This window comes from Acinetobacter sp. Marseille-Q1623 (assembly GCF_902809895.1).
Lineage (GTDB): Bacteria > Pseudomonadota > Gammaproteobacteria > Pseudomonadales > Moraxellaceae > Acinetobacter > Acinetobacter piscicola_A.
Genome location: NZ_CADDWG010000001.1, coordinates 2574103 through 2599229 on the forward strand (window position 1 = coordinate 2574103; position 25127 = coordinate 2599229).

The 25127-nt window shown below is 37.7% G+C and carries 25 protein-coding genes; 13 read left to right on the top strand and 12 right to left on the bottom strand.

The window, feature by feature from the left end; genetic code table 11:
* The first annotated feature begins 231 nt into the window (after positions 1 to 231).
* Positions 232 to 813 (top strand): DUF805 domain-containing protein, encoded by a 582-nt coding sequence (locus HUV91_RS12265; RefSeq protein WP_130074831.1) that lies wholly within the window; start codon positions 232 to 234, stop codon positions 811 to 813.
* A 101-nt stretch (positions 814 to 914) separates the two neighbouring features.
* Positions 915 to 1886 (top strand): mechanosensitive ion channel family protein, encoded by a 972-nt coding sequence (locus tag HUV91_RS12270; RefSeq protein ID WP_130074832.1) that lies wholly within the window; start codon positions 915 to 917, stop codon positions 1884 to 1886.
* Here HUV91_RS12270 and HUV91_RS12275 read toward each other — a convergent pair.
* The 5 genes from HUV91_RS12275 to HUV91_RS12295 form a co-directional block, all read right to left on the bottom strand.
* Positions 1869 to 2582 (bottom strand): 16S rRNA (uracil(1498)-N(3))-methyltransferase, encoded by a 714-nt coding sequence (locus tag HUV91_RS12275; protein WP_174493526.1) that lies wholly within the window; start codon positions 2580 to 2582, stop codon positions 1869 to 1871. The genes HUV91_RS12270 and HUV91_RS12275 overlap by 18 nt on opposite strands.
* Positions 2579 to 3859, bottom strand: a complete 1281-nt coding sequence (locus HUV91_RS12280; protein ID WP_174493527.1) for a 3-deoxy-D-manno-octulosonic acid transferase — start codon at positions 3857 to 3859, stop codon at positions 2579 to 2581. Before HUV91_RS12280 ends, HUV91_RS12275 begins: the two co-directional genes overlap by 4 nt.
* Before the next feature lie 313 nt (positions 3860 to 4172).
* Positions 4173 to 4940 (bottom strand): transporter, encoded by a 768-nt coding sequence (locus tag HUV91_RS12285; protein WP_130074835.1) that lies wholly within the window; start codon positions 4938 to 4940, stop codon positions 4173 to 4175.
* A gap of 12 nt (positions 4941 to 4952) precedes the next feature.
* Positions 4953 to 5495 carry an ankyrin repeat domain-containing protein gene (locus HUV91_RS12290; RefSeq protein ID WP_130074836.1) on the bottom strand — a complete coding sequence of 181 codons (543 nt, stop codon included), beginning with the start codon at positions 5493 to 5495 and terminating at the stop codon, positions 4953 to 4955.
* Between the two features lie 173 nt (positions 5496 to 5668).
* Positions 5669 to 6034 (bottom strand): HPF/RaiA family ribosome-associated protein, encoded by a 366-nt coding sequence (locus HUV91_RS12295; protein WP_130074837.1) that lies wholly within the window; start codon positions 6032 to 6034, stop codon positions 5669 to 5671.
* A gap of 534 nt (positions 6035 to 6568) precedes the next feature.
* Here HUV91_RS12295 and HUV91_RS12300 point away from each other — a divergent pair.
* The 5 genes from HUV91_RS12300 to HUV91_RS12320 all read left to right on the top strand — a co-directional run bounded on the left by HUV91_RS12300 (position 6569) and on the right by HUV91_RS12320 (position 10207).
* Entirely contained in the window at positions 6569 to 7303 is a 735-nt protein-coding gene (locus tag HUV91_RS12300) for an outer membrane protein OmpK (RefSeq protein WP_130074838.1), read from the top strand.
* Between the two features lie 103 nt (positions 7304 to 7406).
* The gene (locus HUV91_RS12305; protein WP_174493528.1) at positions 7407 to 7922 is read left to right on the top strand and encodes a GNAT family N-acetyltransferase; all 516 of its coding nucleotides are present in this window, start codon (positions 7407 to 7409) and stop codon (positions 7920 to 7922) included.
* A gap of 196 nt (positions 7923 to 8118) precedes the next feature.
* A complete protein-coding gene (locus HUV91_RS12310) occupies positions 8119 to 8718 on the top strand; it encodes an OmpW/AlkL family protein (RefSeq protein ID WP_130074840.1) in 600 nt (199 codons plus the stop codon).
* A gap of 127 nt (positions 8719 to 8845) precedes the next feature.
* Positions 8846 to 9586, top strand: a complete 741-nt coding sequence (locus HUV91_RS12315; RefSeq protein ID WP_174493529.1) for a hypothetical protein — start codon at positions 8846 to 8848, stop codon at positions 9584 to 9586.
* Positions 9587 to 10207, top strand: a complete 621-nt coding sequence (locus tag HUV91_RS12320) for a hypothetical protein (protein WP_174493530.1) — start codon at positions 9587 to 9589, stop codon at positions 10205 to 10207. It abuts the gene before it with no gap.
* 24 nt (positions 10208 to 10231) lie between these two features.
* Here HUV91_RS12320 and parE read toward each other — a convergent pair whose 3' ends face one another.
* Together parE and HUV91_RS12330 are read right to left on the bottom strand one after the other, a co-directional pair.
* Positions 10232 to 12112, bottom strand: coding sequence for a DNA topoisomerase IV subunit B (gene parE / locus HUV91_RS12325; protein WP_130074843.1), 1881 nt, complete (start codon positions 12110 to 12112; stop codon positions 10232 to 10234).
* A 164-nt stretch (positions 12113 to 12276) separates the two neighbouring features.
* Positions 12277 to 12855 (bottom strand): YqiA/YcfP family alpha/beta fold hydrolase, encoded by a 579-nt coding sequence (locus HUV91_RS12330; RefSeq protein ID WP_174493531.1) that lies wholly within the window; start codon positions 12853 to 12855, stop codon positions 12277 to 12279.
* A gap of 229 nt (positions 12856 to 13084) precedes the next feature.
* Between HUV91_RS12330 and HUV91_RS12335 the strand changes: the two genes are divergently transcribed.
* The gene (locus tag HUV91_RS12335) at positions 13085 to 14416 is read left to right on the top strand and encodes a hypothetical protein (RefSeq protein WP_130074846.1); all 1332 of its coding nucleotides are present in this window, start codon (positions 13085 to 13087) and stop codon (positions 14414 to 14416) included.
* A 59-nt stretch (positions 14417 to 14475) separates the two neighbouring features.
* Here the strand turns inward: HUV91_RS12335 and HUV91_RS12340 are convergent, their stop codons facing one another.
* Both HUV91_RS12340 and gshA read right to left on the bottom strand, forming a co-directional pair.
* Positions 14476 to 14976 carry a disulfide bond formation protein B gene (locus HUV91_RS12340; protein ID WP_130074847.1) on the bottom strand — a complete coding sequence of 167 codons (501 nt, stop codon included), beginning with the start codon at positions 14974 to 14976 and terminating at the stop codon, positions 14476 to 14478.
* A gap of 32 nt (positions 14977 to 15008) precedes the next feature.
* A complete protein-coding gene (gene gshA, locus HUV91_RS12345) occupies positions 15009 to 16586 on the bottom strand; it encodes a glutamate--cysteine ligase (RefSeq protein WP_174493532.1) in 1578 nt (525 codons plus the stop codon).
* Positions 16587 to 16796: 210 nt separating this feature from the next.
* Between gshA and HUV91_RS12350 the strand changes: the two genes are divergently transcribed.
* The 5 genes from HUV91_RS12350 (at position 16797) to HUV91_RS12370 (ending at position 22566) form a co-directional block, all read left to right on the top strand.
* A complete protein-coding gene (locus HUV91_RS12350) occupies positions 16797 to 17336 on the top strand; it encodes a DUF924 family protein (RefSeq protein WP_174493533.1) in 540 nt (179 codons plus the stop codon).
* A 281-nt stretch (positions 17337 to 17617) separates the two neighbouring features.
* Positions 17618 to 18175, top strand: coding sequence for a CC0125/CC1285 family lipoprotein (locus HUV91_RS12355; RefSeq protein ID WP_130074850.1), 558 nt, complete (start codon positions 17618 to 17620; stop codon positions 18173 to 18175).
* Positions 18176 to 18190: 15 nt separating this feature from the next.
* The gene (locus HUV91_RS12360; protein ID WP_174493534.1) at positions 18191 to 19498 is read left to right on the top strand and encodes a DUF445 domain-containing protein; all 1308 of its coding nucleotides are present in this window, start codon (positions 18191 to 18193) and stop codon (positions 19496 to 19498) included.
* A gap of 429 nt (positions 19499 to 19927) precedes the next feature.
* Positions 19928 to 21082, top strand: coding sequence for a methionine aminotransferase (locus tag HUV91_RS12365; RefSeq protein WP_174493535.1), 1155 nt, complete (start codon positions 19928 to 19930; stop codon positions 21080 to 21082).
* A 116-nt stretch (positions 21083 to 21198) separates the two neighbouring features.
* Positions 21199 to 22566 carry an MATE family efflux transporter gene (locus HUV91_RS12370; protein ID WP_174493536.1) on the top strand — a complete coding sequence of 456 codons (1368 nt, stop codon included), beginning with the start codon at positions 21199 to 21201 and terminating at the stop codon, positions 22564 to 22566.
* Between the two features lie 86 nt (positions 22567 to 22652).
* Here the strand turns inward: HUV91_RS12370 and HUV91_RS12375 are convergent, their stop codons facing one another.
* From HUV91_RS12375 to HUV91_RS12385, 3 genes are read right to left on the bottom strand one after another with little or no spacing between them, the layout of a single operon-like run.
* Positions 22653 to 23468, bottom strand: a complete 816-nt coding sequence (locus HUV91_RS12375) for an ABC transporter ATP-binding protein (RefSeq protein WP_174493537.1) — start codon at positions 23466 to 23468, stop codon at positions 22653 to 22655.
* An 11-nt stretch (positions 23469 to 23479) separates the two neighbouring features.
* A complete protein-coding gene (locus HUV91_RS12380) occupies positions 23480 to 24241 on the bottom strand; it encodes an ABC transporter permease (RefSeq protein WP_130074855.1) in 762 nt (253 codons plus the stop codon).
* 11 nt (positions 24242 to 24252) lie between these two features.
* The gene (locus HUV91_RS12385; RefSeq protein ID WP_174493538.1) at positions 24253 to 25101 is read right to left on the bottom strand and encodes an ABC transporter permease; all 849 of its coding nucleotides are present in this window, start codon (positions 25099 to 25101) and stop codon (positions 24253 to 24255) included.
* Positions 25102 to 25127: the final 26 nt, after the last annotated feature.

Consider the following 25127-nt stretch of genomic DNA (forward strand, 5'->3'; position numbering starts at 1 on the left):
TTATTCCTTGCATACATTCAGTATTACGATAGCGCATTTTAGATCACAATAGTGCTTTGGTCGTAGACGAGGCGTTCACTTTAATGATCGTGTTTGTACAAATCATTTGCAAAAACATTCAAAAAAATCAGCTTTTTTGTCGTTTTTTGATCTTATAATTTCACAAATGCTTTAGGCATATTTTTTAAGTCGTTACACTTTCTTACTAGACGTATTCAAAAGTTAATCTCTATGTCATCTCAAGATAGCGCCCCATTTTTTTCTCGGCAAAATACTGTGCCCACAGCCCCACCCTCTACAGCACAAGGGCGTTTTAATCGTCTCAGTTATATTGCTTGGTATGGTTTGCTACATTTTATTTTTTTGGCAGCAGTCATTGCACTCAGTTTAGCACTAGGCATTTTTAACCTAAGTCAGTTGTCATTAAATCAACATGCTTTAAATACTTTTGGCATGATGAGTAGCATAAGTTATGGTCTGCTTGTTGTGTTGTATATTTATTTTAACTTTGTGATCATTATTCGTCGCTTACATGATCGTGATCATTCTGGCTGGTTGTGTTTACTGCTGTTTTTACCTGTGGTGAATTTCTTTTTTACACTGTATTTACTGTTTGCTCAAGGTGATGCGACATATAATCGCTATGGACATCCTCGCCCTGCCACAGTGATTGAAAAAATCATTGCATGGACACTGATCTTATTGACCATATTCAGTTTAATCGCAACTGCCAGTGCCATCTCCTATTTGGTCGGAACAGGTGACCTAGAGAAACCAACTGAAATCATTCAGCACAGTACTGATTATTTCTAACCTGACAACCCAGTGATTTAACTGCTTGTCAAAACTCGCCTTGTGATCATTTATTTTGTCAATGCAAGGCAGAGTCACTCAACTTTTTATTGGACTTTAAAGTGGCTGAAGAAACAACCAAACTTAGTGATGTTGCCCAAGACACCACTCAATTGCTACATACTGCTAGTGAAAAAACAGCAGAAACAGTGATTAAACACACCGCGAAATATAATGATGCCTATACCACCATCGATAAAATTATGGATGGTTTTTGGGAACGTGTGCCTTATTTCTGTATTGCGCTTGTGGTACTGATGATTTTTTGGCTTTTGTCAAAAGTCTTTAAATTTTTCGTACGTAAAACCCTTGAAAATCGCTCATATACCCGCCAAAACTTAGTTTTAGTACTCAACCGTGTTGGTAGTACCTTCATTATTTTCTTTGGTTTCCTCATTGCGATGGTCATCGCTATTCCAGGTTTTACCCCAGGTCAATTAATGAGTGCATTGGGTATTGGTTCTGTTGCCATTGGTTTTGCCTTCAAAGACATTTTCCAAAATATGCTATCAGGGATTTTGATTTTACTCAGTGAACCTTTCAAAATTGGCGATACGATTGTGGTCAATAATATGGAAGGAACGGTTGAAGATATTCAGATACGTGCAACTTTTTTACAATCACCTGATGGTCGCCGTATCGTCATTCCTAATGCAACGGTATATACCAGTGCAGTAACGGTGAACACCGCTTACCCACGCCGCCGTTGTGAGTTTGTGGTGGGGATTGGCTATGAGGACAATGTACAAGAAGCTAAAAGCATTATCATGAAAATTTTGGATCATGATCAAACCATTCTCAGTCAGCCTTTATTTAGTGTGAATGTATCAGCATTAGCAGATTTCTCAGTCAATTTAAAAGTGCAATGGTGGGTAAATACCTCTGAAACTACGACATCTGCATCGATCAGTGAAGTCCAAGAACGTGTCATTCAGGCTTTTGCAGAAAATAGTATTTCGATTCCATATCCTGTACAGGAAGTTAAAGTCTATCGTGGCGAAAACCCAGAAGAAGAATCAGCACGTGCTAAATAAGCGTCCTAAAACATAAGGAATCACAGTTTCAGTACGGATAATACGGTTGCCTAAGCTTACAACTTGGCAGCCGTTTTTGATGAGCAAGTCAATTTCATATGGAATAAACCCACCTTCAGGACCAATCACAATGCTACAGGCATGATCAATCGCAAAAGGCATTTTTTGTTCTACATAAGGATGCGCTACAAAAGCAGGACATTGCTCATGAATAAGCGTCGGCAATACATCTTCTACAAAGGGTTTAAAGCGTTTATACAGCTCAATTTGGGGTGGTTGAGTATCACCTGCTTGTTCTAAACCCAATATAATAAAATGCTCAAGTTGTTGTAAAAAAGGCGTCTGCCAATAACTTTTATCCACCCGATAACTATGTAAAAGAATGATTTTTTCTACACCCAAAGTCACTGCATCCATAATCAAACGGCGCAAAACTTTTGGTCTTGGCATTGCGACAATCAAGGTCACAGGTAATTTAGCAGGAACGCTTTCTTCTCGAATAGCCTGAATTTTAATTGCATTTTCCGCAATACTCACAACCTCTGTAAGATAACGCTTTCCTTGAAGAATACCGACTTTTAAAGTATCTCCAACCTGAACACCCACATGCGTCTTTAAATGTTCTAGTTGTCTTTTGGAGGTGATTGTCCACATTTCCGATTGGGTTTGTCGTGGGTCTAATAACACAATATTCATAAATAGGTATCAATCACTGCAATATGCTTATGCAAAGAACCTTTATTTTGAGTCAACACACGATCTGCATGTTGAGTAAGCTGTTGTTCAAAATGTGTATCATCGATACAACGCAGCAGCAAAGCCACGACATCCTCGACAGATTGACCGACTTTTACGGCATCTGCCTGTAAAAAATCATCGACAATGACTTGGAAATTAAAATAATGAGGACCTATCACAGTTGGCACATGTAATGCCATCGGCTCTAAAATATTGTGTCCACCGCCTGGTTCATTTAAAGACCCCCCCACAAAACAGGCTTGGCTTAACGCATACCATTGCCATAACTCACCCATGCTGTCTGCTAAGTAGACCTGAGTATTGACTTGAATCGTTTCACTTAAACTACGGCGCTGGGTCTCTAAGCCCAAACTTTGCGCAACCTGAAAAACCTCATCAAAACGTTCAGGATGTCGAGGTACAACCACACACAACAATTCAGGTCGTTGTTGCAAGTATGGCTTTAACGCAGTGAGTAATTTTTGTTCTTCAGGAGAATGAGTACTGGCAAGAGTAATGATTTTTCGAGCACGTAAATTCCACTCCTGCTGTAACTGTTGCGCTTTTTCAATAAATATTTGCGGTGCTGAAATATCAAACTTAATGCTGCCCACCACATTCGCGGTATTTTTAGCTAAGCCTAAAGCAATAAAACGTTGTGCTGTGGCTGTATCTTGTGCCAAAACATCATCCAATTTTTGCAACATTGAACGCGTCAAGCTCGGCACTTTGCCATAACCTTTGGCTGATTTCTCCGAAAGTCGAGCATTGACCAACAAGCAAGGCACATTGAATTGCTTCGCTTGATCAATCAAATTTGGCCAAAGTTCTGTTTCAACCAAAATAAGCAGTTTCGGTTGATATTTACGATAAAAATCTGCAACCAAATCTTTCAAATCTGCAGGTAAATATACCGCTTGGAAATGTGACTCAAACGGTGCTTTTAGAAATAATGACTTGGCACGTGCTTGACCTGTCTTAGTGGTATTGGTCACTAAAACTGCATGCCCTTGTTGTAAATAATGTTCAATGAGCGGTTGTGCCGCATTGGTTTCACCCACAGAGACACAATGAAACCAAATGGCCTGCGTATTTTTCACAGCTTGGAAGGGACCAAAACGCTCAAGATATTCCTGTTGGTATTCGGCCAAATCTGTCGCACGTTTTTTGATACGCCATTGATACAAAGGTTTGACGATCGCAAGTGCTGCGTTATACCAAAAAGGAGTAGCCAAGCAAAATTTCTCATATCAAGATCAATGGGCAAATATAACAGAGCGCTATTGAGTTGTTAATCGAATCACCCAAGTTGATACAATATCACTCATTTTCTAGCAAAATTGCTTGGAAATTAAACGCTCATTTTATCTTTAAGTTTTTTAAATCTTTTCTTTTACGGCTGCATTTATCCCCGTTTGTAACAACGTCCATTTAAAATAATGCACATAGCGTATCCAACATTTTTTATGTATTTTATAAATCTTTGTGACCCAATAAAAAAAGAGCAACATATGTTGCTCTTCTTAAATTGATTTTTTAAGACCATCTTTAGAACAGGAATGAAACACCAAATCCTGCATTGTAACTACGATCTTGACCCTCTAAATCAACCCCGATGCTGCCATCAAGTTGAGTACGGTCATTCAACGCATAGATCAGACCTGAAGCCAAGCCATATTGATAATCTTCGCTTTCACCTTTACGGTAAATAAATTCAGAAAAACCTGATAAATTACCTGCAATTTTATAACCTACAGTTGGAATCGCAGTCACTGACCAGTCACCATCTTGCACTGCATAATTCATGGTAATGCCCGTATTCACCAAGTCATTATATTTATAGTCGAGTGAAGTACCTACGCTATAAATATCATCTTCGTTACTAAAGCCTTCATTCCCTGTTGCAATCACAGCTTGTGCTAAAACAGCCATAGACAATTTATCATCGTCTAAATCAATCGCTTTCTTTAAACCGATACTGACATCACCCAAACCATTATCATCAACTTTTTCACCTTTATATTTGGTTTGTGTCCATGCAGGTCCTGCCCAGCCGAGTTGTAATTCTAAGCCTGATGCCAAACCTGTACGCAACAACATATCACCATTTAAGGTCACCGTTTTTGCCTTTGCACCATCGATCGTTGTTTCGCTATAAGTTGCGCTCGGTAAACCTTGCTCCCAAGCCACCTGACCTACAGGTGTAATCCCCGTACTAAATCCTGCACCAGGACGATCAAATGAAAATTCTGCTGCAAAGCTGCTCATACTTGCACTTGCTACAAGCAGAACGATGATTTTGTTAGATATTGTCATACTATTACTCTGTTAAGCTAATTCTTTAGACATTTTGGCGCCGTGGCTACGCAATAACTCTAAAGTTTCTTTCTCTTCAGGTAAAGCCTGTGACCAATCTATTTCGTCAAAATCTTGATCAAAAAATAGATCACAAATTGAAGTAAGAATGGTTTTTCCTTCTTCATCTTTGCTATTTGGGTCAACTTTATGTTCTAACAAGCGTTTGACCGCAGGTACACATGCAGCACTTGCTGCATCCCACAATGGACCATAACACTCTTCTGCATCCCATAAATGGAAGTTTGCATTGGCTTGAATTAACTGTTCTAAAATCTCTAAGTGCACACTGAGCTGTGCTTGCTTTTGTTCAGCACTGAAGGGTTGACCCGCTTCATAAGCTTCACAAACCACTTCCCACCATTGAAATAAACCATCCGACCATACAGATACAGCAGGTCCTTTCTCAGGATCAATAAAATTAGGGTCTAGACCCTCAGCCAATAGACGCTTTACTTGTTCCAAATCTAATGCTTCTATAGCCTGTAAGAAATGTTGTTGTGGCGCAGTCAGCATGTGTTTATCTCATTTTGGAGTTCATATGCAACATATTATGCCGAAAAATAAAAAAGATAGTTCAAGTAATTATTAGCTTACTGATTTTGCAAAATTTTATGTCATTTTTTGTTGTTTTCTGACCAAAACTTTTCAACATGCCATAAAAAAAGCCCCTTTCGGGGCTTTTCTCATTAAGCTTCATCAGCTTCGACATCTGTCTCACTAAATTCTAACTTTCCACCACGTGGATTTTCTTTTTTCTCTAGAACATGTTCAATACTACGTTTAATACGATCAATTGCACCATGCAAAGCGAGATCAATATTTTTCGCCTTATGTGTAACAACCACTGGTTTTAAACCTGCAGCTTTGGCTTCGATCATACAACGAATATCGTCATCGCCGCCTTTATCCCCATTTTCATCACTAATATGAACCGAAAATTGCGTAATACGCTCACTATGACGTTGAAATTCTTGATTTAATTCTTCACGTACATAGGTAATTAAACGATCACTATTTTGAATATTTTTATCTGTACGAATTTCAATGTTCATAAATATTAACCTCTTTTAACCAATTTTATATTTTCAATAAATTTAAAAAAAAAATCATTTATGTGTATGTGCAAAACTTTCTTATGTCGGCACGTTAGATTCTGGCTGATGCTTCAGCACTAAGCACATCTTCATTTAAATTTTGGTCGTAACCTCCATAATGAATGATGAACACTTTAAAGAAGTTTCTGTGTCCTTATATCTTCAATATCGGGCTATATTGAAAAATATGCAAGCGGATTTTGAAAATATTTATGAAAACAATATGAAAAATGACAACTTGTTACTTTATTTTCTAATTTAATGATTTATTTATCTTTTTTTATTTATAATTTCACACTTTTCACACATTTAAAATCGCTTAAAAAGCATACAAGTGTACATGTGAAAAATAGCGGTTACAGAATATTACTATTTTAGATATTTTCCTGCCCTGCTTAAATTACATAATAATTTACATTTTTGACCATTGTGGCTTTATTTTTGCTTAAGAATCTGTATCCTTGTTACGCTTTCTTGGGGGAAGAGATTTTCATGAAACTCACACACTTTGCAACTCTATGTACACTGGCTTCAACTGCAACTTTCGCACAAGCGAATCCTGTAGTTTGGCAAGATTTCAGCTTAACGGGACTTTATGGTGAAAACTATGAAGTGGGTACTGAAGACCGTACAACAGTTACTGCTGAATACGCAGCAAAATTGAAATACGCTGATGTATTTTTCTTTGTAGACCACCAACTTGATGGCAATGACGAACAAAATACCTATTTTGAGTTATCTCCACGTTTAAGCTTGGGTGAAGTTTCTGGTGAAAAACTTGCTTTTGGTCCAATCAAAGATGTACTCATTGCAACCACGTGGGAACATAACGCAGGTTACGATCTTAACCAAGAATTCAACAACTTTTTGTATGGTGTAGGTTTTGACCTTGCTATTCCTTATACACAGTTTGCTAGCATCAACTTCTATAAAGCAGACAATGACAAACAAGATGATGATTATCAAATGACCATCACTTATGGTGTGCCATTTAAACTCGGTTCAGAAGACTTTTTAGTTGATGGTTTCCTTGATTGGTCTACAGCAGAAGATGACCATGCAAGCGAACTGAACTGGACAACTCAGTGGAAATGGAATGCAGGTAAACACATTTCACCGAAAACTAAGCTTTATGTCGGTGTTGAACACTCTGTTTGGAATAACAAATACGGCATTAAAGGCGTTGACCAAAATGACGTGAGTGCCTTAGTAAAATATCATTTCTAAAACTATAAAGATTTGATTTTTAAAGCAAGATTTCGATCTTGCTTTTTTATTTTTTAAAGCGTAAAAATTGTTTAATTCTTTCTTTTTATTCATCTAATTGTCTATGCATTTTCATATCCGCCCTGCACAAGCACAGGATTTAATTCATATTATGAATATTTATAATCAGGAGATTGCAACAGGTTTATCCACATGGAATAGCGAAATAAAAAGTTTAGACGCATACCAAAATTGGTTTGAAACCTTACACAGCCAAAATTTCCCGATTTTTGTTGCAGAAGAAACTGAAACTAAGCACATTGCAGGTTATGCCGATTATTCAAGTTTTCGGGCGATCCATGGTTATAAACATACTGTTGAACATTCAATTTATATTGACCCACGCTTTGCAAGACAAGGTCTAGGTAAAGCTTTATTGCTCAGCTTAATTCAACATGCCAAGCAACAACAAATCCATGTCATGGTCGCTGCAATTGATCATGAAAATACCGCCTCGATTCAACTGCATCAAAACTTAGGCTTTCAACAAACAGGATATATGCCGCAAGTGGGACAAAAATTTGGACAATGGCGTGATTTAGTTTTGATGCAACTCGTTATAGATACTGAAATATTTTGATTTTTTAAATTCAGCAAAGCATGAAAATAATAATTTTAGTTTCAGCAATTGCTGAATTATTTTCTAGCATATCAATCTTTCAAAAAACATAATTCATTGAATTTTATAAAATAATATTTATGGCATGTTTCTTGATTATCTAAAAGTACAACGACAAGGAATCCATCGTTGTTTTTTGATATTCATGGAGATGACAATGAAAAAATGTATTTTACTCTGTCTAGGATTATGCTCATTTTCAAACAGTTATGCTGAAATAGACCTAAGTAAATTTAAATCACGTCTAGGAGTGACGCTGATTGAGCCGAAAGACCACCCAGGCAATTTATACGATGGTACAGTAACCAGTATTTCGCGTAGTTATGCATTAACTGCATCCAATTTGTACTTTGTCACTCCCAATGTCGCTGTTGATCTGTTGGTTGGAACTGCGCCAAAGCATCGTATCTATGGCAATGGTGAAAAAATTGGTTATACCCGTTATTTACCACCAACCTTGAGCGTACAATATAACTTCAATCCAGATGGCAAATTCAATCCTTATGTCGGTGCTGGGGTCAATTATACTTACTACTTCAATGAAAAATTGATCAGCAATGATAAGCTTAATATTAGCAATTCTTTTGGCTATGCTGCAACGCTTGGTGTGGATTATAATATCAATAAAAATATAAGCTTAGGTACAGAACTTCGCTATATTGATGTCAACTCTGATATTGAAATTAATGGCACTAAAGTCGGTAGTGGTGATGTCAACCCAATGCTTTATACACTGACACTCGGTTATAAATTTTAAAGTTTTTAGGCTGTAACTTTCCCAACAATGAAGTCTAAAGGCTTCATTGTCTTTTCAAATTTTGACAATATAATCCCAAATATTTTGCTATAAAGATTCCATTTAAAATTTTTAATGTTAAATAACAATGCAAAAAATCCTTATTTTTTCGAGTGCTATATTCGCTTTTTCCGTCCTTCAAAATGTACATGCTGAACCGTCCTCTTTTCAACAAGAATTACAGCAAGGATGCCTAGCAATAAAGACTGAAGCAACATTAGGCAAAAAATTATATGACCAAAAAAATTATAAAAAAGCATTAGAACATTTTCAAACCCAAGCCGCATGGACATCTTTTTGTCTGAGTAATGCAGATGAAACCACTGTTAAATTTTCTGAAAATAATGTGATTACGGCACAAAATAATGTGGCACTGACGTATGCCAAATTGGGAAAACCGATGTGGGCAAGAGCATGGTTAATGATTAACAAAAATGAAAAGTCCAATCAATTTAATTTAAAAAATCTTGTAAAGCCTAAAATTTCACATGATTTATCAGGTGAATATGTCAGTTATGCAGGTTTTGGCGAATGGGATCATATTTCAGTTAAACGTACCAAAAATGCTTATGAGATGAGCTATGCAGGTCTATATATGGGTTTAAGAAGTCTTATTTATGGACCTAATATGGGCGAGTTTGATACGACTTTTGCTTTAAATCAAAAACGTGCAATGTATAAATATGAAGACTGTACCATTCAGCTTGATTTTAAAGCAGATCAAAATTTAGGAAATTATATTGAAGTTAAACAAGATGATGGAGACTCAGGTTGTGGCTTTGGGCATAATGTTTATGCAGGTGGTACTTTCTATAAGGTTGAGACTTAGATGAAGTTAAAACTTATTCCAGTCTTTGAATTAGAATATTCACATCCTGATGTTAAATCCCCACCATATCCATTTTCAGATGAAGAATATACAAATTACCTTGATCAAGTATATAAATTAAATGGCTTTATGGACCCATTTGAACCTATTGCAGAAGGTTATAATTTATATGCTATTCAACAAACCAGTGAAAATAATCTTGTTAAAATTATAAAAGATGCTATTTACAAAGATCAAAATAGTCTTGAAGGTGGATTTGTTTTATGTGAAATAGCTGAAACATTAAATCCCATTCTCACACATAGATGTTGTTCCGATCTCAATGATGTGGAGAGCTGGATTAACTTAGCTAAAAAAAATTTAACTGGGTTTTGGATTGGTCATCCTATGTTGAGTTGTAAAATAGAAAATGATCAAATTCGATTTATTGAAGAAGAGGAAGAAGAGCTTGAAGATATTGTTATTCCATTTTCTGATTATCAAATTGCTATTCAGGAATTAAAACAAGAGCTTATTGAAATTCGTAAAAGAATTTTAGAAATATCAGCAAGACATCAACTCAACAATAAATCAGTCTCTCAACTTCTAAACTTTACCTTAATTGATCAAAGTAATGCTTAACATTACTTTGATCATTATATTTTATCAAACACCTAAATCCGCTAAATTACCTTTCTGTTCTAACCAATGTTTACGGTCAGCAGAACGTTTTTTCGCAAGTAATTTATCCAACAAGCCCGCAGTAAACTGACTATCATCCAAATCTAACTGCACCAAACGACGAGTATTTGGATCCATCGTGGTTTCACGAAGTTGACTTGCATTCATCTCCCCCAAACCTTTAAAGCGAGTGATTTGTGGATTTTTAGATTTTACTTTCTTTAAGATGGTTTCTAACTCATCTTCATCAAGTGCATAATGCACATCTTTAGCATCATCAATACGGAACAATGGCGGCATTGCCACAAACAAATGCCCTTCTTCGACTAGATTCGGGAAATGTTTCACAAACAATGCACAAAGCAAAGTCGCGATGTGCAAACCATCCGAGTCAGCATCGGCAAGAATACAGATTTTACCATAACGTAGTTCTGACAAATCATCACTGCCGGGGTCTACGCCAATCGCAATCGCAATATCATGCACTTCCTGAGAAGCCAAAACCTCATCCGAAGACACTTCCCATGTATTTAAAATCTTACCGCGAATCGGCATGATCGCTTGGAAGTTTTTATCACGAGCTTGTTTGGCAGAACCACCCGCAGAGTCACCTTCCACAATAAACAATTCAGATTCTTCAAGGGTATGCCCAACACAATCCGCCAATTTCCCTGGTAAAGCAGGCCCTGAAACAATTTTTTTACGTTCCACTTTTTTCGCCGCTTTTAAACGGCGACCTGCTTTAGCAATTGCCATTTCAGCAAGTTGCATGGCTGTTTCTGAGTTTTGATTGAGCCACAAAGTAAACGCATCTTTGGCAATATTTAATACAATATTTGATGCTTCACGGCTCGACAGACGTTCTTTGGTTTGCCCTGAAAATTGTGGTTCTTGTAATTTCAAAGACAGAATATAATTCACACCATCCCATACATCTTCAGCAGACAGCTTCATATTGCGTGGTAATAAATTACGTAACTCACAAAACTCACGTAAAGCCTCAGTGATACCTGAACGCAAACCATTCACATGCGTACCACCTTGCGCTGTTGGAATCAAATTCACATAACTTTCTTGAATCTGTTCGCCACCATCAATATTCCAACAAATCGCAAATTCAGCACTGGCACGTTCTGCCTCACCATTGGCGACAAAAGCAGGATTTGGCAAAATCTCACGGTCTTGCACTTCATCCATCAAATAATCGACTAAACCATTTTCAAATTGCCACTGAATTTTTTCATCATTGATCTGGTCTATATAATTGATTTCTAAACCTGCGGCTAATACGGCTTTGGCTTTTAAATTATGCTTTAAGGCTTTGAGTGCAAATTTTGGTGAATCAAAATATTTTGCTTCAGGCCAAAAACGAACCGTTGTTCCTGAAGCACGCTTCGGTGCTTTGCCTTCTAGAACGTCTAAAGGCGCAACAGGCTCACCATGTTCAAATGCCATTTTGTAGAGATTACCCTGACGCTGAACTTCAACTTCAACGCGGTCCGACAAGGCATTAACTACTGAAATCCCGACACCATGTAAACCACCTGAAAATTGGTAGTTATCTGTACTGAACTTACCACCTGCATGGAGTTTAGTAAGGATGATTTCGATCCCGCTTTGCCCATATTCAGGGTGAATATCGACTGGCATACCACGCCCATTGTCTTCAACCGACAATGAACCGTCTTTATATACCGTAACGGTTATTTTATTGGCATGCCCTGCAAGTGCCTCATCGACAGCATTATCAATAACTTCTTGTGCCAAATGGTTTGGACGTGTGGTATCGGTGTACATACCCGGACGGCGGCGTACAGGATCTAAACCCGATAAAACCTCAAGAGATTGGGCTGTATATTGCGTCACGTTGCAAGTTTCCCTTTTTAAAATTTAACTAAAATTCAAGATATGTATTATAAGGCGTACAGTATCTCATTTTTAGTAAAAAAACAGCCTAGATCTTGATGTTAGTCTGTTAATGCGACAGTTAGTGACGTTATAGTGATTTCATTCAGGATTATTCTAAGCAACTATTTGTGATAAAACGCTGCTAAAAACTCAATTAACATCGGAATTTTTTCTGCAAAGTTTTCCATCGCATGATTCCCCTGCATTTCTGTAATCACAAAAGAATTTGGTCTATAAAATGCTTGTGCTTCACGATAATCTAAAACTTCATCACCTTGTTGTAATAACACTAAAAAATTTTCAGAATGTTGTAATTTTTTTATCGCCGTCTGCTCTAAGAAATTAAGCTGTGTATTATCTAAAGTCCATTTTTCATTGACTTGATAAGGTAACTGCTCTATTCCAAATAATGTTCTAAATAATACCCACGGTTGTACAGCAGGATTAATTAAAACTGCTGGAATATTAAACTTTTCTGCTAATTGTGTTGCGTAAAAACCACCAAGACTACTTCCCACCAAAGCCACTTGATCGAGTGAATTGAGCATTGTTGAAACTTTCTGTATCACTTCGTCAGGTCGACAATTTAAATCTAGCAAATGTACCTGACATTCGCTAATGTATTGACAGTGTTGATACAGCTGTTGCCCTTTTATAGAAAAGGGGCTGCTTTTAAACCCATGTAAATAAATAATATTCATCTAAAACCATTTGCAAATTTAACAAAGCTCATATAATTTTTAGTGTGATATACATCACAGAATGTTTCAATTTGTACAACACAGTTTATTGTCCGACAAAAAAACAATATGCTGAAACTTGAAACAGTATGCTAATCAAGTTTCAAGATGATGAATAGAATGATATAGGGATATAAGTCTAGATCTAACTCATTTTAATGGGTTTAGATCGTATGGAGGATAAGAAAATATGGCAAGTTTAACACCACTACACGAGACTTATTGTAAATGGGATCGCTCTCCACCCAGTCAGGCTGATGTATTAGAAGGCTTAGCACAACTGGTCAGCACACCACTTAATAGTGTCGTGCAAGATCTGATTCAATCTTTACAACGTGAAGTTTTACTCAGTGTTTTTGGTTTAAGTAAACAAAAAGCCAAACGTTTCCAAGCACGTCCTTATGTCGAAAAAATCTATCAGTTTGGTTTTAACTCACTGCAAAACTATGGGCATTACTTTTTGGCACCTAGTTTACGTAAAGTGATTGAGCATTTTCCTAAATTACATGACAAACCATTAACCCCCACACTGACGTTCTTGATCAGTGCGCTCAATGGTGTACTTGGCGACTACTTACTCGCAACACATAATCCTTTAGCATTATCCACTGTATTGTATGACCATTATGGTGAAATTCAGCAAGGCGATTTGGCTGGACGCATGGTGATTTTTTCACATGGTTTATGTATGAATCATTTGGATTGGAGCAACCGTGGCAATGGCGGAATTGGTGAAAAATTACTTGCCCAACGTGACAATAACACCATGTTATATGTACATTACAATACAGGTCGTCGTATTTCAGCTAATGGGCGTTCTTTAGCTAATATGTTAGAAGATTTAGTCAAACGTAATCCGCGTATTACCAGTATTGACCTGATTGGACATAGTATGGGTGGATTGGTTTCACGTAGCGCCTTGTTTTATGGTAAGCAAAATATGCATCAATGGATTCATATGGTTGAAAACCTTGTCTGCTTAGGTTCGCCTCATCATGGTGCTGTGTTAGAACGATTTGGTTTTGCACTACAAGATAAAATCGGACATTTTCCTTTGGTCAAATTAGTCAGTCATGTCGTTAATATTCGTAGTAATGGCATTTTGGACTTACGTTTTGGCAGTGTGCGTGATGATGATTGGGAACATAACCATGCACGAATTGGTTTAATGGATGACAACCGTAAACCTGCTCCTTTACCTTCTTATATCAATACCTATCTCATCGCAGGAACTCTTGAGTTTGAAAATCGCAAGAATCGTACTTTAAAAGTCATCGGCGATTATTTAGTTAGTGTAAAAAGCGCACTAGGCGAACATCCTAATCCAAGATTTCAATTAAAATTGCCTGAATCACATAAAGCTGTTTTTTATGGGTTAAATCATTTTGAATTGCAATATCATCCTCATGTTGCTGAACAAATCGCGAAATGGTTTTATCCACACCATGATGAAATCGCAGAAGAACAGATTCGTAAATATTTAATTAAATTAGAAAGTTTAGAAGGAATTGTTGAAACTTGACCCAAAGTTATCACGATGGAATATAAAAAATGCCAACATTTACGTTGGCATTTTTACATTTATGTAGGATATTTTCTAAATAACTGCCATAAACTAATTAACGCAAGCACACTAAAGAAAGTCAGCGACCATACAGGTAAAGATTGTCCTAAGAAAGTCCAATCAATCATGGCACATTCACCTGAACCTTTAAGGACATTTGCAAATACTTCTTTTAACGGCAAAGTATCCACCCAATAATTTAGCCCTGGACCACAACTAGGTACCTGATCAGGGGGTAAATTTTGCAACCAGACATGACGCCCCGCGATCGCAACTGACCATCCAATTGATAGCAACCCCAAAAATGCATAAAAACGCCTAAAGACATTGGTTCTTGGATGATGTAATAGCGCAATTAGGGAAATTAAACCTAACCCGATCAAGCCTATTCGTTGGAATATACACAAAGGACAAGGGTCTAAACCTTGCACATGTTCTAAATACAACGCAAATGCCATTCCAATCACACTTGCTAAAAATAAAAGACCACTAACGAAGCGATAACTCTGCCATTGCATGGCTTTTCCTCTCATTTTTTGATGTGGTTATATCATCTAAATTTGGCAAGATAATCTTCAAAATTCAAATCTGTTTCTTGCTCAAGTTGCTGTTGTTGTTGCAATGATGAGGTTGCAAGTTGTTCAAAATACGCTAAAGTTTCTGCACTTAATACATGTTGTTCGTAACTTTTCACATGCTGATGTGCCATCGCACTACCGAAGCTCCATGTACCACCATGGTGTAAAGTATCTTCAATGACTTGTGCCGATAGTGTCTCATCTACATTACGAATGCGTTGCTGCATTACAGTCAAAGCATCCGTATATAAACTGGTGTCATAGCTTTCATTCAATAATGCAGCCAATGGCAACATTGCAGATAAATGCTGAGATGCCCATTGCTCAAGCGGATAAGATTGTCCTGCTTCTTGGATCGCTGCATTCGGCGCACGTCCACGGTTAACCACTTCATTTTGATTTTTTTCAATCAAATCTTGCTCTTCTTCCCAAAGCTCAGGACTGTCTTTAAGTAAGCAATACAAAGCTAAAACTTCCAAGAAACCTGCAGTCGTTTCATTGATCCCAATCGCCACATATGGATTAACATCTACCGCCCGTAATTCAACATAACCAATACCACGTTTTGCTAATGCTTCCGATGGTGTTTCACCTGCTTGTGGTACTTGTTTAGGACGTACTAAACTGTAGTATTCATTTTCAATTTGTAGCACATGATCATTGATCTGAATGGGGTCACCATTACTATTATTTAAGCCCAAATGGCTAAATTGTGCATAGGGTGTATTGACGGCTTTCTGTAGTTCTGCAACATAGCATTCAAGGTTGTTATAATGAATACCCAATTGTTTTTGTGCAGAATTTTGATAACCAAAACGTCCCATACGCAAAGCCGTTGCATAAGGGGTAAATAATGTCCCTTTGACCAATGGCAATAAATGATGCTCACGCCCTGTCATAAAACATTTACATACCGATGGACTCGCACCAACCAAATACATCACTAATGGTGTTAAGCGAATAAAATTACGTACTAAACCCAAATAACGATGGCTACGATAATCTTGTAAACTCAGGTTTTTTAATGCTTCATCTGTTTCATGTTGTTGTAATTGTTCAAATAAAGTATCGGGAAATGACACATTATAATGCACGCCTGAAATGGTCTGCATACGGCGACCATAACGAATGCCTAAACCATGACGATACAAGGTTTTAAATTTACCAATATTCGATGAACCATATTGTGCCAAACGAATACTCTCTTCTTGGTCATCCAACATACAAGGCATCGACAAAGGCCACAGTTTTTCGCCATTTTCTAAATGACGATGCACCACGGCATGAATATCTGCCAAATAATTCAATGCTTCAGGAATACTTGCTTTCGGTGGCGTGATGAACTCCATCAACGCTTCAGAATAGTCTGTTGTAATATGCGGATGGGTCAGCGCAGAACCCAAACTTTGCGGATGATCTGCTTGAGATAAGAAGCCATTACTTTGCATACGCAAACTTTCACGCTCAATGCCACGTAACATGCCTTGTAATAATTCAGCACTTGCCCAAGTTGGCAAAATGGCTTGAGAATTGGCTTCAGTTTGACTCATTATTTACTCACTTATCTTAAAAAAGTTTTTAAAATAAAATATTTTTGATGCTCACAAGTATAACGTGAATTATCGATATACATGTATATTCAAAGTACTTTTAAACAGAATATTCATTTTTTCGGCAATTTTTTATCACAATTAAACGCTTTTAGACACTTCAGAATTGTGATTTTATGCAAGAATACTTTCAAAAGAATTTAAATAGATATGAAGTCTCAAGACATTCTCGATTTTTGGTTTGCTCCAAATACTCAACCTTTTTGGTTTGCAAAAAGTGATGACTTTGACCAACAACTTCATCAACGCTTTAATCAAGTTTTAGTACAAGCCAAACAGGCTGAATTGTATACATGGCGTGATAGTGCTGAAGGTCGTTTGGCTGAAATCATTGTGCTTGACCAATTTTCACGAAATATTTATCGAGATCAAGCTGCCGCTTTCTCACAAGATGCACAAGCCTTAACCCTAGCGCAAGAAGCTGTTCATTTAGGTTTAGACAAAAATCTGCGTCCTGAACAGCGTTCATTTTTATATATGCCGTATATGCACAGCGAATCTAAACTGATCCATGTAGAAGCATTAAAGTTATTTGCAGCTTTGGGGAATCCTATCAATTTGGATTTTGAGAAAAAACATAAAGTCATCATCGATCGTTTTGGGCGTTATCCACATCGAAATGCAATATTAGGACGTGAATCTACTGCAGAAGAAATTGAATTTTTAAAACAACCCAATAGTGGTTTTTAAGCAGATGTTATAACTTAATCCAACACGGCAAGGTGGAGGAGTGCACTTTCATTTTGCCCTTAAAAAAATAAAATTATCCTAATAATTTTTTATAAAACCCCTAACAAACATCCCAATTAAAATTGAATATTTTTCATTTTATAATGTTGTATTGCAGTAATCATTGAAATCATGCTTCTCAAAATATATTTAACAAATTTCTGCTTAAAATACATCATTTATCCCACTATTTCAGGCAATATAAATACTCTTAATCACTGACCCATCCCAAGGAGCACGGTATGAAAAAAATACTCATCGGTCTAACTGCGGTGGCAGTATTCACCATGACGGGATGTGCTTCTACACCTTCGAAACCCCGTACCTTTGACCAACTGGGACAGTTTTCAACGTTAGCGCTAAACACACATACATTTCGCATCAGCTTTGAAACGCGTAACATGAGTTATGGTACAGCTGAAGAAATTACCTTACTCAAAGCTGCACAAACCACAGTACAAAATGGTTTTCAATTTTTTAAAGTGCTTGATGACCCAAGCAATCGTACACAACAACCGCCTCGTAGAGCGGTGGTTTACCCAACACCAAACTATTATCCATATGGTTATCGACGTCATGGGGCTTTCTTCGACCCATTTTATGACATGCCACAAGTGGTCACACTTGACCCAACTCAAGTGTCTTATACTATTGAATGTTATAAAGATAAAAAATCAGCACCGAATGATGCTTTTGATGCAGGCTTGATTTTACAGTCTTTAGGACAAAAATATGGCCTTAGTCCGACAGGACAAGTATTACAACCACAAGCGACTGATGTATCATCAAACAAACCATAATTTTCAGGATGTTGCATGAACCAAGCCCAAGACGTGAATGTACCGAGTCTGAATCGCAGTAAACGCTTTGCCACCATCGCTTTAGTTGTGGCAGTGGTGATTTGGATTGCACTGATTATTGCAGCCAAGCTTTTACCTGAATACGTTTGGTTTATTCACATCTTAATGCTCGGTGCAGAAGCAGGCGTGGTCGGTGGTCTGGCAGACTGGTATGCCATTACCGTACTGTTTCGCAACCCTTTCGGCAAAATTCCTATTCCAAAATTTTTACGTGATCACACGGAAATTATTCCGCGCAATAAAGCCCGCATTGCTGAGTCAATGGGAAAATTTGTACAAGAAAACTTCCTTTCACCGCAAATTGTGGAAAAAAGTCTACAAAAAACTGACTTGAGTTTGGCTGTTGGACAATGGCTTGCCAATCCAAAAAATAACAGCCAAGTGACGGATGTCATCCAACAGACTGTTCCCAAGATTTTTGATTTTGTCGGTCAGCAACAAATTGGAAAATTCATCCAAAATAACAGTGTGCAATGGGTCAAAAATACACACATTAATCACCTTGCCAGTGAAATGCTGCGTGCAGTTTTAGACAATGATTTTCATCAAGACGTACTACAACGTGGCTTGGACATAGCACATGAATGGATGGTCAGTCATCCTGAACAAACCCAAGATTTGACTCGCCGTTTATTTAAAGAATTAGGTGTATGGAAACTTGCCAAAGGTGCAAGTTGGATTGGTATTGATGTTCAACAACGTACGATTGATTCTTTATTGGAAAAAGTTGAAGCGATTTTGGCTGATCCTGAGCATCCATTTCGCAAAAAAATTGAAGATGTTGCCAACAACCTGATGCTACAACTTGCGGACAATGATAGTGCTGTCAGTATTCGTTTGAATGAAACCAAAAATGCATTATTGGACAGTGAATCCGTGCTCAATTTCATCACAGGTGCTGTGGTGATTTTATGTGATGCAATCAAAGCCGATTTATTAAAAGATGACTCTGGCATTGCTCTGAATTTGCGTGTTGCCATTCAACAAGTCGGTGAAAACTTAATTGAAAATCAATCTGTACGTCAGTTATTAAATGAGCGTATGAGTGAAATGGCAATTCTCTTAAGTGATCAATACAGTGAAAAAGTGATTAAATTTATCAGTCAACGCATCCATGAATGGGACTCTCGTGAAATGATTGATAAGATCGAAAGTGAAGTCGGTGGGGACTTGCACATGATTCGAGTCAATGGCGTGGTGGTAGGTGCTTTTATCGGTCTAACTTTAGGTGTGATTCGTGCGGTGATTGATTATTTGATTTGATGGTTTTCATTAATTCTATGGGAGATGACTTATTTTATAAGGATGGAACGTGAATCTTCATTTTAAAATCGCCATTCATCCATAATTTCTGTAGATAATGTTAATGTTAAGGATAAAATTTGAGCCTTGTAAGCCTAAACGTACAACACTTTAAGGCATTGCCGAATATACAGATCCACCGCACTTTCCTATCATGAACCCATAGCGAGCAGGATGCTCCAGACAACAATAAGAAAAGACAGCAATGGACATGCAGGTTCGACAGGAGTCAAACCAAAGCATCAAATATGTAAAAAAGCCCAACAGGATGTTGGGCTTTTTTATTTTCACCAATAAAAACCATAAGTTAAAAAATCAAAAGAGATAACTATTTAGCTCATAAAACCGACCTGCTACACTCACTGAAACACCTTAAAAATCCGCATCATCATGATCACAATCAATTCCAAACTGCCTGCACAAGGGGTCACTATTTTCAGTACGATGAGTGCGATGGCTCAGCGCTTGAATGCACTCAACCTTTCACAAGGCTTCCCTGATTTCCCTGCCCCACCTGAACTTTTATATGCCCTCAGTCAAGCCACTTTAGAGGGACATAACCAATATGCTGCTGGTGATGGATTACTGAGTTTAAGAGAACAAGTCGCAGTACAATTTCAAAAAAGAGACCAACTGAAGCTCGATCCAATCACAGAAATCACCATCACACCTGGCGCAACCATTGGCATATTTTCAGCAATCCAAGCCATCGTGCATGCAGGTGATGAAGTGATTATTTTCGACCCAAGCTATGACAGCTATGCACCTAGTGTGCAATTGGTCGGTGCGAAAGCCATTCATATTGCACTACAAACATCTGACTTTTCAGTGGATTGGAATCAGGTCAAAGCAGCAATGACCGACAAAACCCGTATGATTATTGTCAATACACCACATAATCCCACAGGAGCAATTTGGTCAAAGCAAGATTGGTTAAACCTAATTGATTTAATTCAAGATAAAAATATTGTGGTGCTGTCTGATGAAGTCTATGAACATCTCATTTTTGATGGGCAAAAACACTACTCTGCTTTGTCATTTCCTGAACTGAGGGAACGGAGTTTTGTAATTGGTTCTTTTGGAAAGACTTTTCATGTTACAGGTTGGAAAACCGGCTATTGTGTGGCTACCCCTGAACTCATGAAAGTATTTCGCCAAGTCTATCAATTTGCTAACTTTTGCGGGGTTACACCTGTACAGATTGCACTTGCCAATTTTATGCAACAGCATCCTGAACATATTGAGAATTTATCGAGTTTTTATCAACAAAAACGAGATTATTTTAATATCGGCTTACAGCGATCTCGTTTTAAATTTACGCCCTCACAAGGGACTTATTTTCAAAATATCGATTATTCCGAAATTCGCCCTGATTTAAATGATGTCGAGATGTGCAAGTTTTTAGCAGAACAACATAAAATCGTGGCGATTCCCGTATCCGTTTTTTATCAAACTGCTCCACAAGATTTACGTTTAATTCGCTTTTGTTTTGCCAAAAAGGAAGCCACCTTGACACAAGCGTGTGAAATTTTGAGCCAAGTTTAAGCACATATTTGCAGTAAAATATGAAGCCTTAGTTACTTAAAAGCTAAGGCTTTTTTTTATAATTATGATATTTTGAGGAATAAAATAATTTCAATGGATTGGACAAAATAGCAAAAATGTCAGCAAAAGATAATTTATTGCATCATCAAAAATTTTGGAAAGGTTTCCTTATTTTTTTAGTTCCTTTGATTGCAACCAATATTCTACAAAACCTCTCAGGCACGATGAATACCATCTTTGTTGGACAAATGATGGGGGTAAATGCGATTGCTGCAATTTCAGTATTTTTTCCAATTTTGTTTTTCTTGTTGGCTTTTGTGATTGGACTGTCCGCAGGCACGACTGTTTTAGTGGGACAAGCATGGGGAGCAAAAAACCTTGAAAAAGTTAAAATGGTGGTCGGTTCAACGCTGTTTATGACCTTGATTGGCGGTTGTATGATTGGTTTACTCGGGGTGATCAGTGCCAAACAAATTTTACTACTTTTAGGCACCGACCCTGATGTCATGCATTTGTCTTTGCCTTATGTACAATGGATGCTTGCAGGTAGTCCATTATTGTTTATTTATATTATCTATACCTCGATTTTACGTGGTGTAGGTGACAGTACCACACCATTGATTGCTTCTGGTCTGACCATTGTTATCGGTGTGATTGTGACACCTATTTTGATTGCAGGTTATTTTGGCTTTCCTCAACTTGGCATCATCGCTCCAGCCATTGCGACCAGTATTGGTTATATCGCCGTTTTAGGATTTTTAGCTTTTTATCTTCATTATCGTGATCATGCTTTAAAACTTGATAAAGCCTTGCTCAGCCATATTCGATATCATCCTGAACTCAGCAAAATTATTTTACGTTTAGGTATCCCAACAGGGATCCAAATGGTGACGACCTCTGCTGCAGGTCTCGTGATTATTGGGCTGGTGAATCATTATGGTTCTCATGCCACCGCTGCATACGGCGCAGTCAATCAAGTGCTCAATTACATTCAGTTCCCTGCTTTATCCATTTCAATCGCAGCATCAATTTTTGCTGCTCAAGCCATCGGTGCAGGAAAATCAGAACTACTACGTAAAGTGACACGTACGTCATTGATTATGAATGTTGTGATCACAGGCAGTTTGGTGATTTTGGCATATTTATTTTCTAAATATTTAATGGCGCTATTTATTACAGATCCAAGTGTGATCGAACTTGGACAAAGTTTATTATTTATTGTGCTATGGTCGATTCTATTTTTTGGTGCGGGTTCAATTTTTGCATCGATTATGCGTGCCAGTGGTACAGTGACTGTACCGATGATTTTAAATATCTGCGCTATTTTACTGATCGAAGTGCCTGCCGCTTATTTGTTTAGTGAATGGTGGGGCTTAAAAGGTATTTGGTATGCATATGCTTTGGCTTTTATATCATTATGTTTAATGCAAGCTCTTTATTATCAATTTGTTTGGAAGAAAAAAGCGATTCAAACGTTGATTTAATGGATTTAATCTAAAGAATCAGATCGTTATACTTCTAAAAATAAAAAATGCCCTTTCATGAGCATTTTTTATTTACTCAATTGACTTTACCATGCCAGCCCGTAACGCTCTAACTCATGCGGCTCAGATCTCACCTGCTGAGCTGTAAAATCCTGCAAAATGTCATGTTTTAAAGCTGTCAAACGATAATCCTCTCGACGTCGAGGACGCTCCAAATCAACATTCACAATACGTTTAATTCGCCCCGGATTTGGTTGCATCACCACAATACGATCACCCAACAACACAGCTTCCTCAACATCATGGGTTACTAAAATCGTGGTGACTTTTTCTGACAATAAAATACTTTGTAGTTCTTGTTGTAAATTAGAACGTGTCAATGCATCTAAAGCACCAAAGGGCTCATCCAATAATAAAATACGTGGACGATTCACTAAACTACGTGCAATTGCTACACGTTGACTCATCCCACCTGAGAGTTGACTCGGGTAGGTATGTTTAAATGCAGTGAGCTGTACAAGTGCTAAGTGATAATCGATCAACTCTTGTTTTTCAGCCGCTGTAAATGGGCTTTTTTCCAATGCTAATGCAATGTTTTGTTCAACCGTCAACCATGGAAATAAGCGGTGATCTTGAAAAACAATGCCACGATCCAAACTTGTTCCCTGAATCGGTTGATGATCAATTTCAATAGAGCCTTCAAAATCGGCATCTAGACCGACCAATAATCTCAGTAAAGTCGATTTTCCACAGCCACTATTGCCCACGATGCTGATAAATTCGCCGGCAGCAATGTCTAAATTAATATGTTCAAGTACATGTAAATCTTGCTGCTGACCGTGAAAAGATTTATTTAAATTTTGAATGCTAACCTGTCCTGCAACACTCTCTTTCTGCTTCATGTTCTATCCTCTTATTTGTGTGTGCCTTGGCGCCAACGTAAATTATAATTTTCAAAATATTGTGCAATTTTTGAAAAGACCAAACCCACCAAAGCAATGATGCTCATCCCATACAGTACGGTTTCCATTTGGAAGAGATTCTGTCCATCTAAAATAGGATTAACCACACCTGGTGCTGCCACAAAGAAATATTCTGCACCAATGGTAGCGACCCAAGAAAACACCAAGGCAATGTTTAAACCCGCAAAAATACTCGGTGCCGCCGAAGGTAAAATCACTTTAAAAAAGCGGGTCGAACGACTCAATTGAAAAATTTGTGCAACTTCTTTATTTTTTTCTGAGACATTTTTCACCCCATCATAGGTATTAAAAAATACGGGATAAAACACCACTAGTGCAATAAAAATAATTTTGGAGAGTTCACCATTACCAAACCACATGATCATCAGTGGAATCCAAGCAAAGACTGCCACATGTTTAATGGCATTTAGGGTCGGTGAAAAAAAACGATCTGCCCAAATATTTAAGCCTAAAAACAATCCCAAAGCTGCACCTAAAATGCCACCTGCAATAAAGCCCGTGGTATTACGCAGCAAACTATAGGCAATATTTTCAAACAGCTCTTTAGACTGCCAACTGTCTAAAAAAACCTGCCATACGTCTTGTGGTAAGGGCAACAAGGCACGATCCACCCAATTTTTATTGCTGACAACAGTCCAAATGAACAATAAAATGAGCGGAATCACCCATGCTCTCAAGTCTATTTTTTTCATCATTTTCTCCATTATTTTTGGGTTGTCCATGCTGAAAAACACTTCTGAATCAAACGAATAATCAAATCAAAAGCAAAACCCACTACACCAATCACAATGACGGTTGCCATCACCACATCAAGCTGAAAGATTTGTCGCCCATAGACCATGAGATAACCAATGCCCTCACTCGATGCAAGCAGCTCGACTGCAACCAATGCCCCCCATGCGCTAGCGAGAGATAAGCGTAATCCCCCGATAAAACTTAAAAATGCCCCAGGTAATACTAGATATTTAAAGCGAGACCATGTATTGAGTTGATAGACATTCGCCACCTCTGTCAGTGCAGTGGGAATATTGCGTACACCTTTAAACACATTAATGGTCATTGGCACTAAAGCAGATTTTGCAATTAAGACAATTTTTAAGGCTTCATCTATGCCAACCAATAAGATCAGCAAAGGAATCCACCCCACCACAGGAATCAAATTAATCACTTTAAATGTCGGCCATACATAGGCTTCGACTGTATGAGAAAGCCCCATGCTCAAACCTAAAATAAGCGCAATCACGATTCCTGCACTAAATCCGTAAGCGATTCTTGTCAGGCTAATACTTAAATTTGCCCATAACTCACCACTACGATACAAATCCTTCAGGGCAGTCCAAACTAAGTCGGGTGCAGGTAAAAGCAATGGATTGACCCAATTTTTTTCAACTGAAATATGCCAAAGCCACAGCACAACCAAAGGGAAAATTGCACCAACTACCCAACTCAATAGAAGTTTATTTTTCAAAAAGAAAGTCAAAGAAGTTGTTTTTGCCGATACTATTTGAGTGTTATGTACAGTGCTTTGTTTTAAAAGAATATCCTGAGACATTTTTAAATCTCCTGTCACAAAAAATA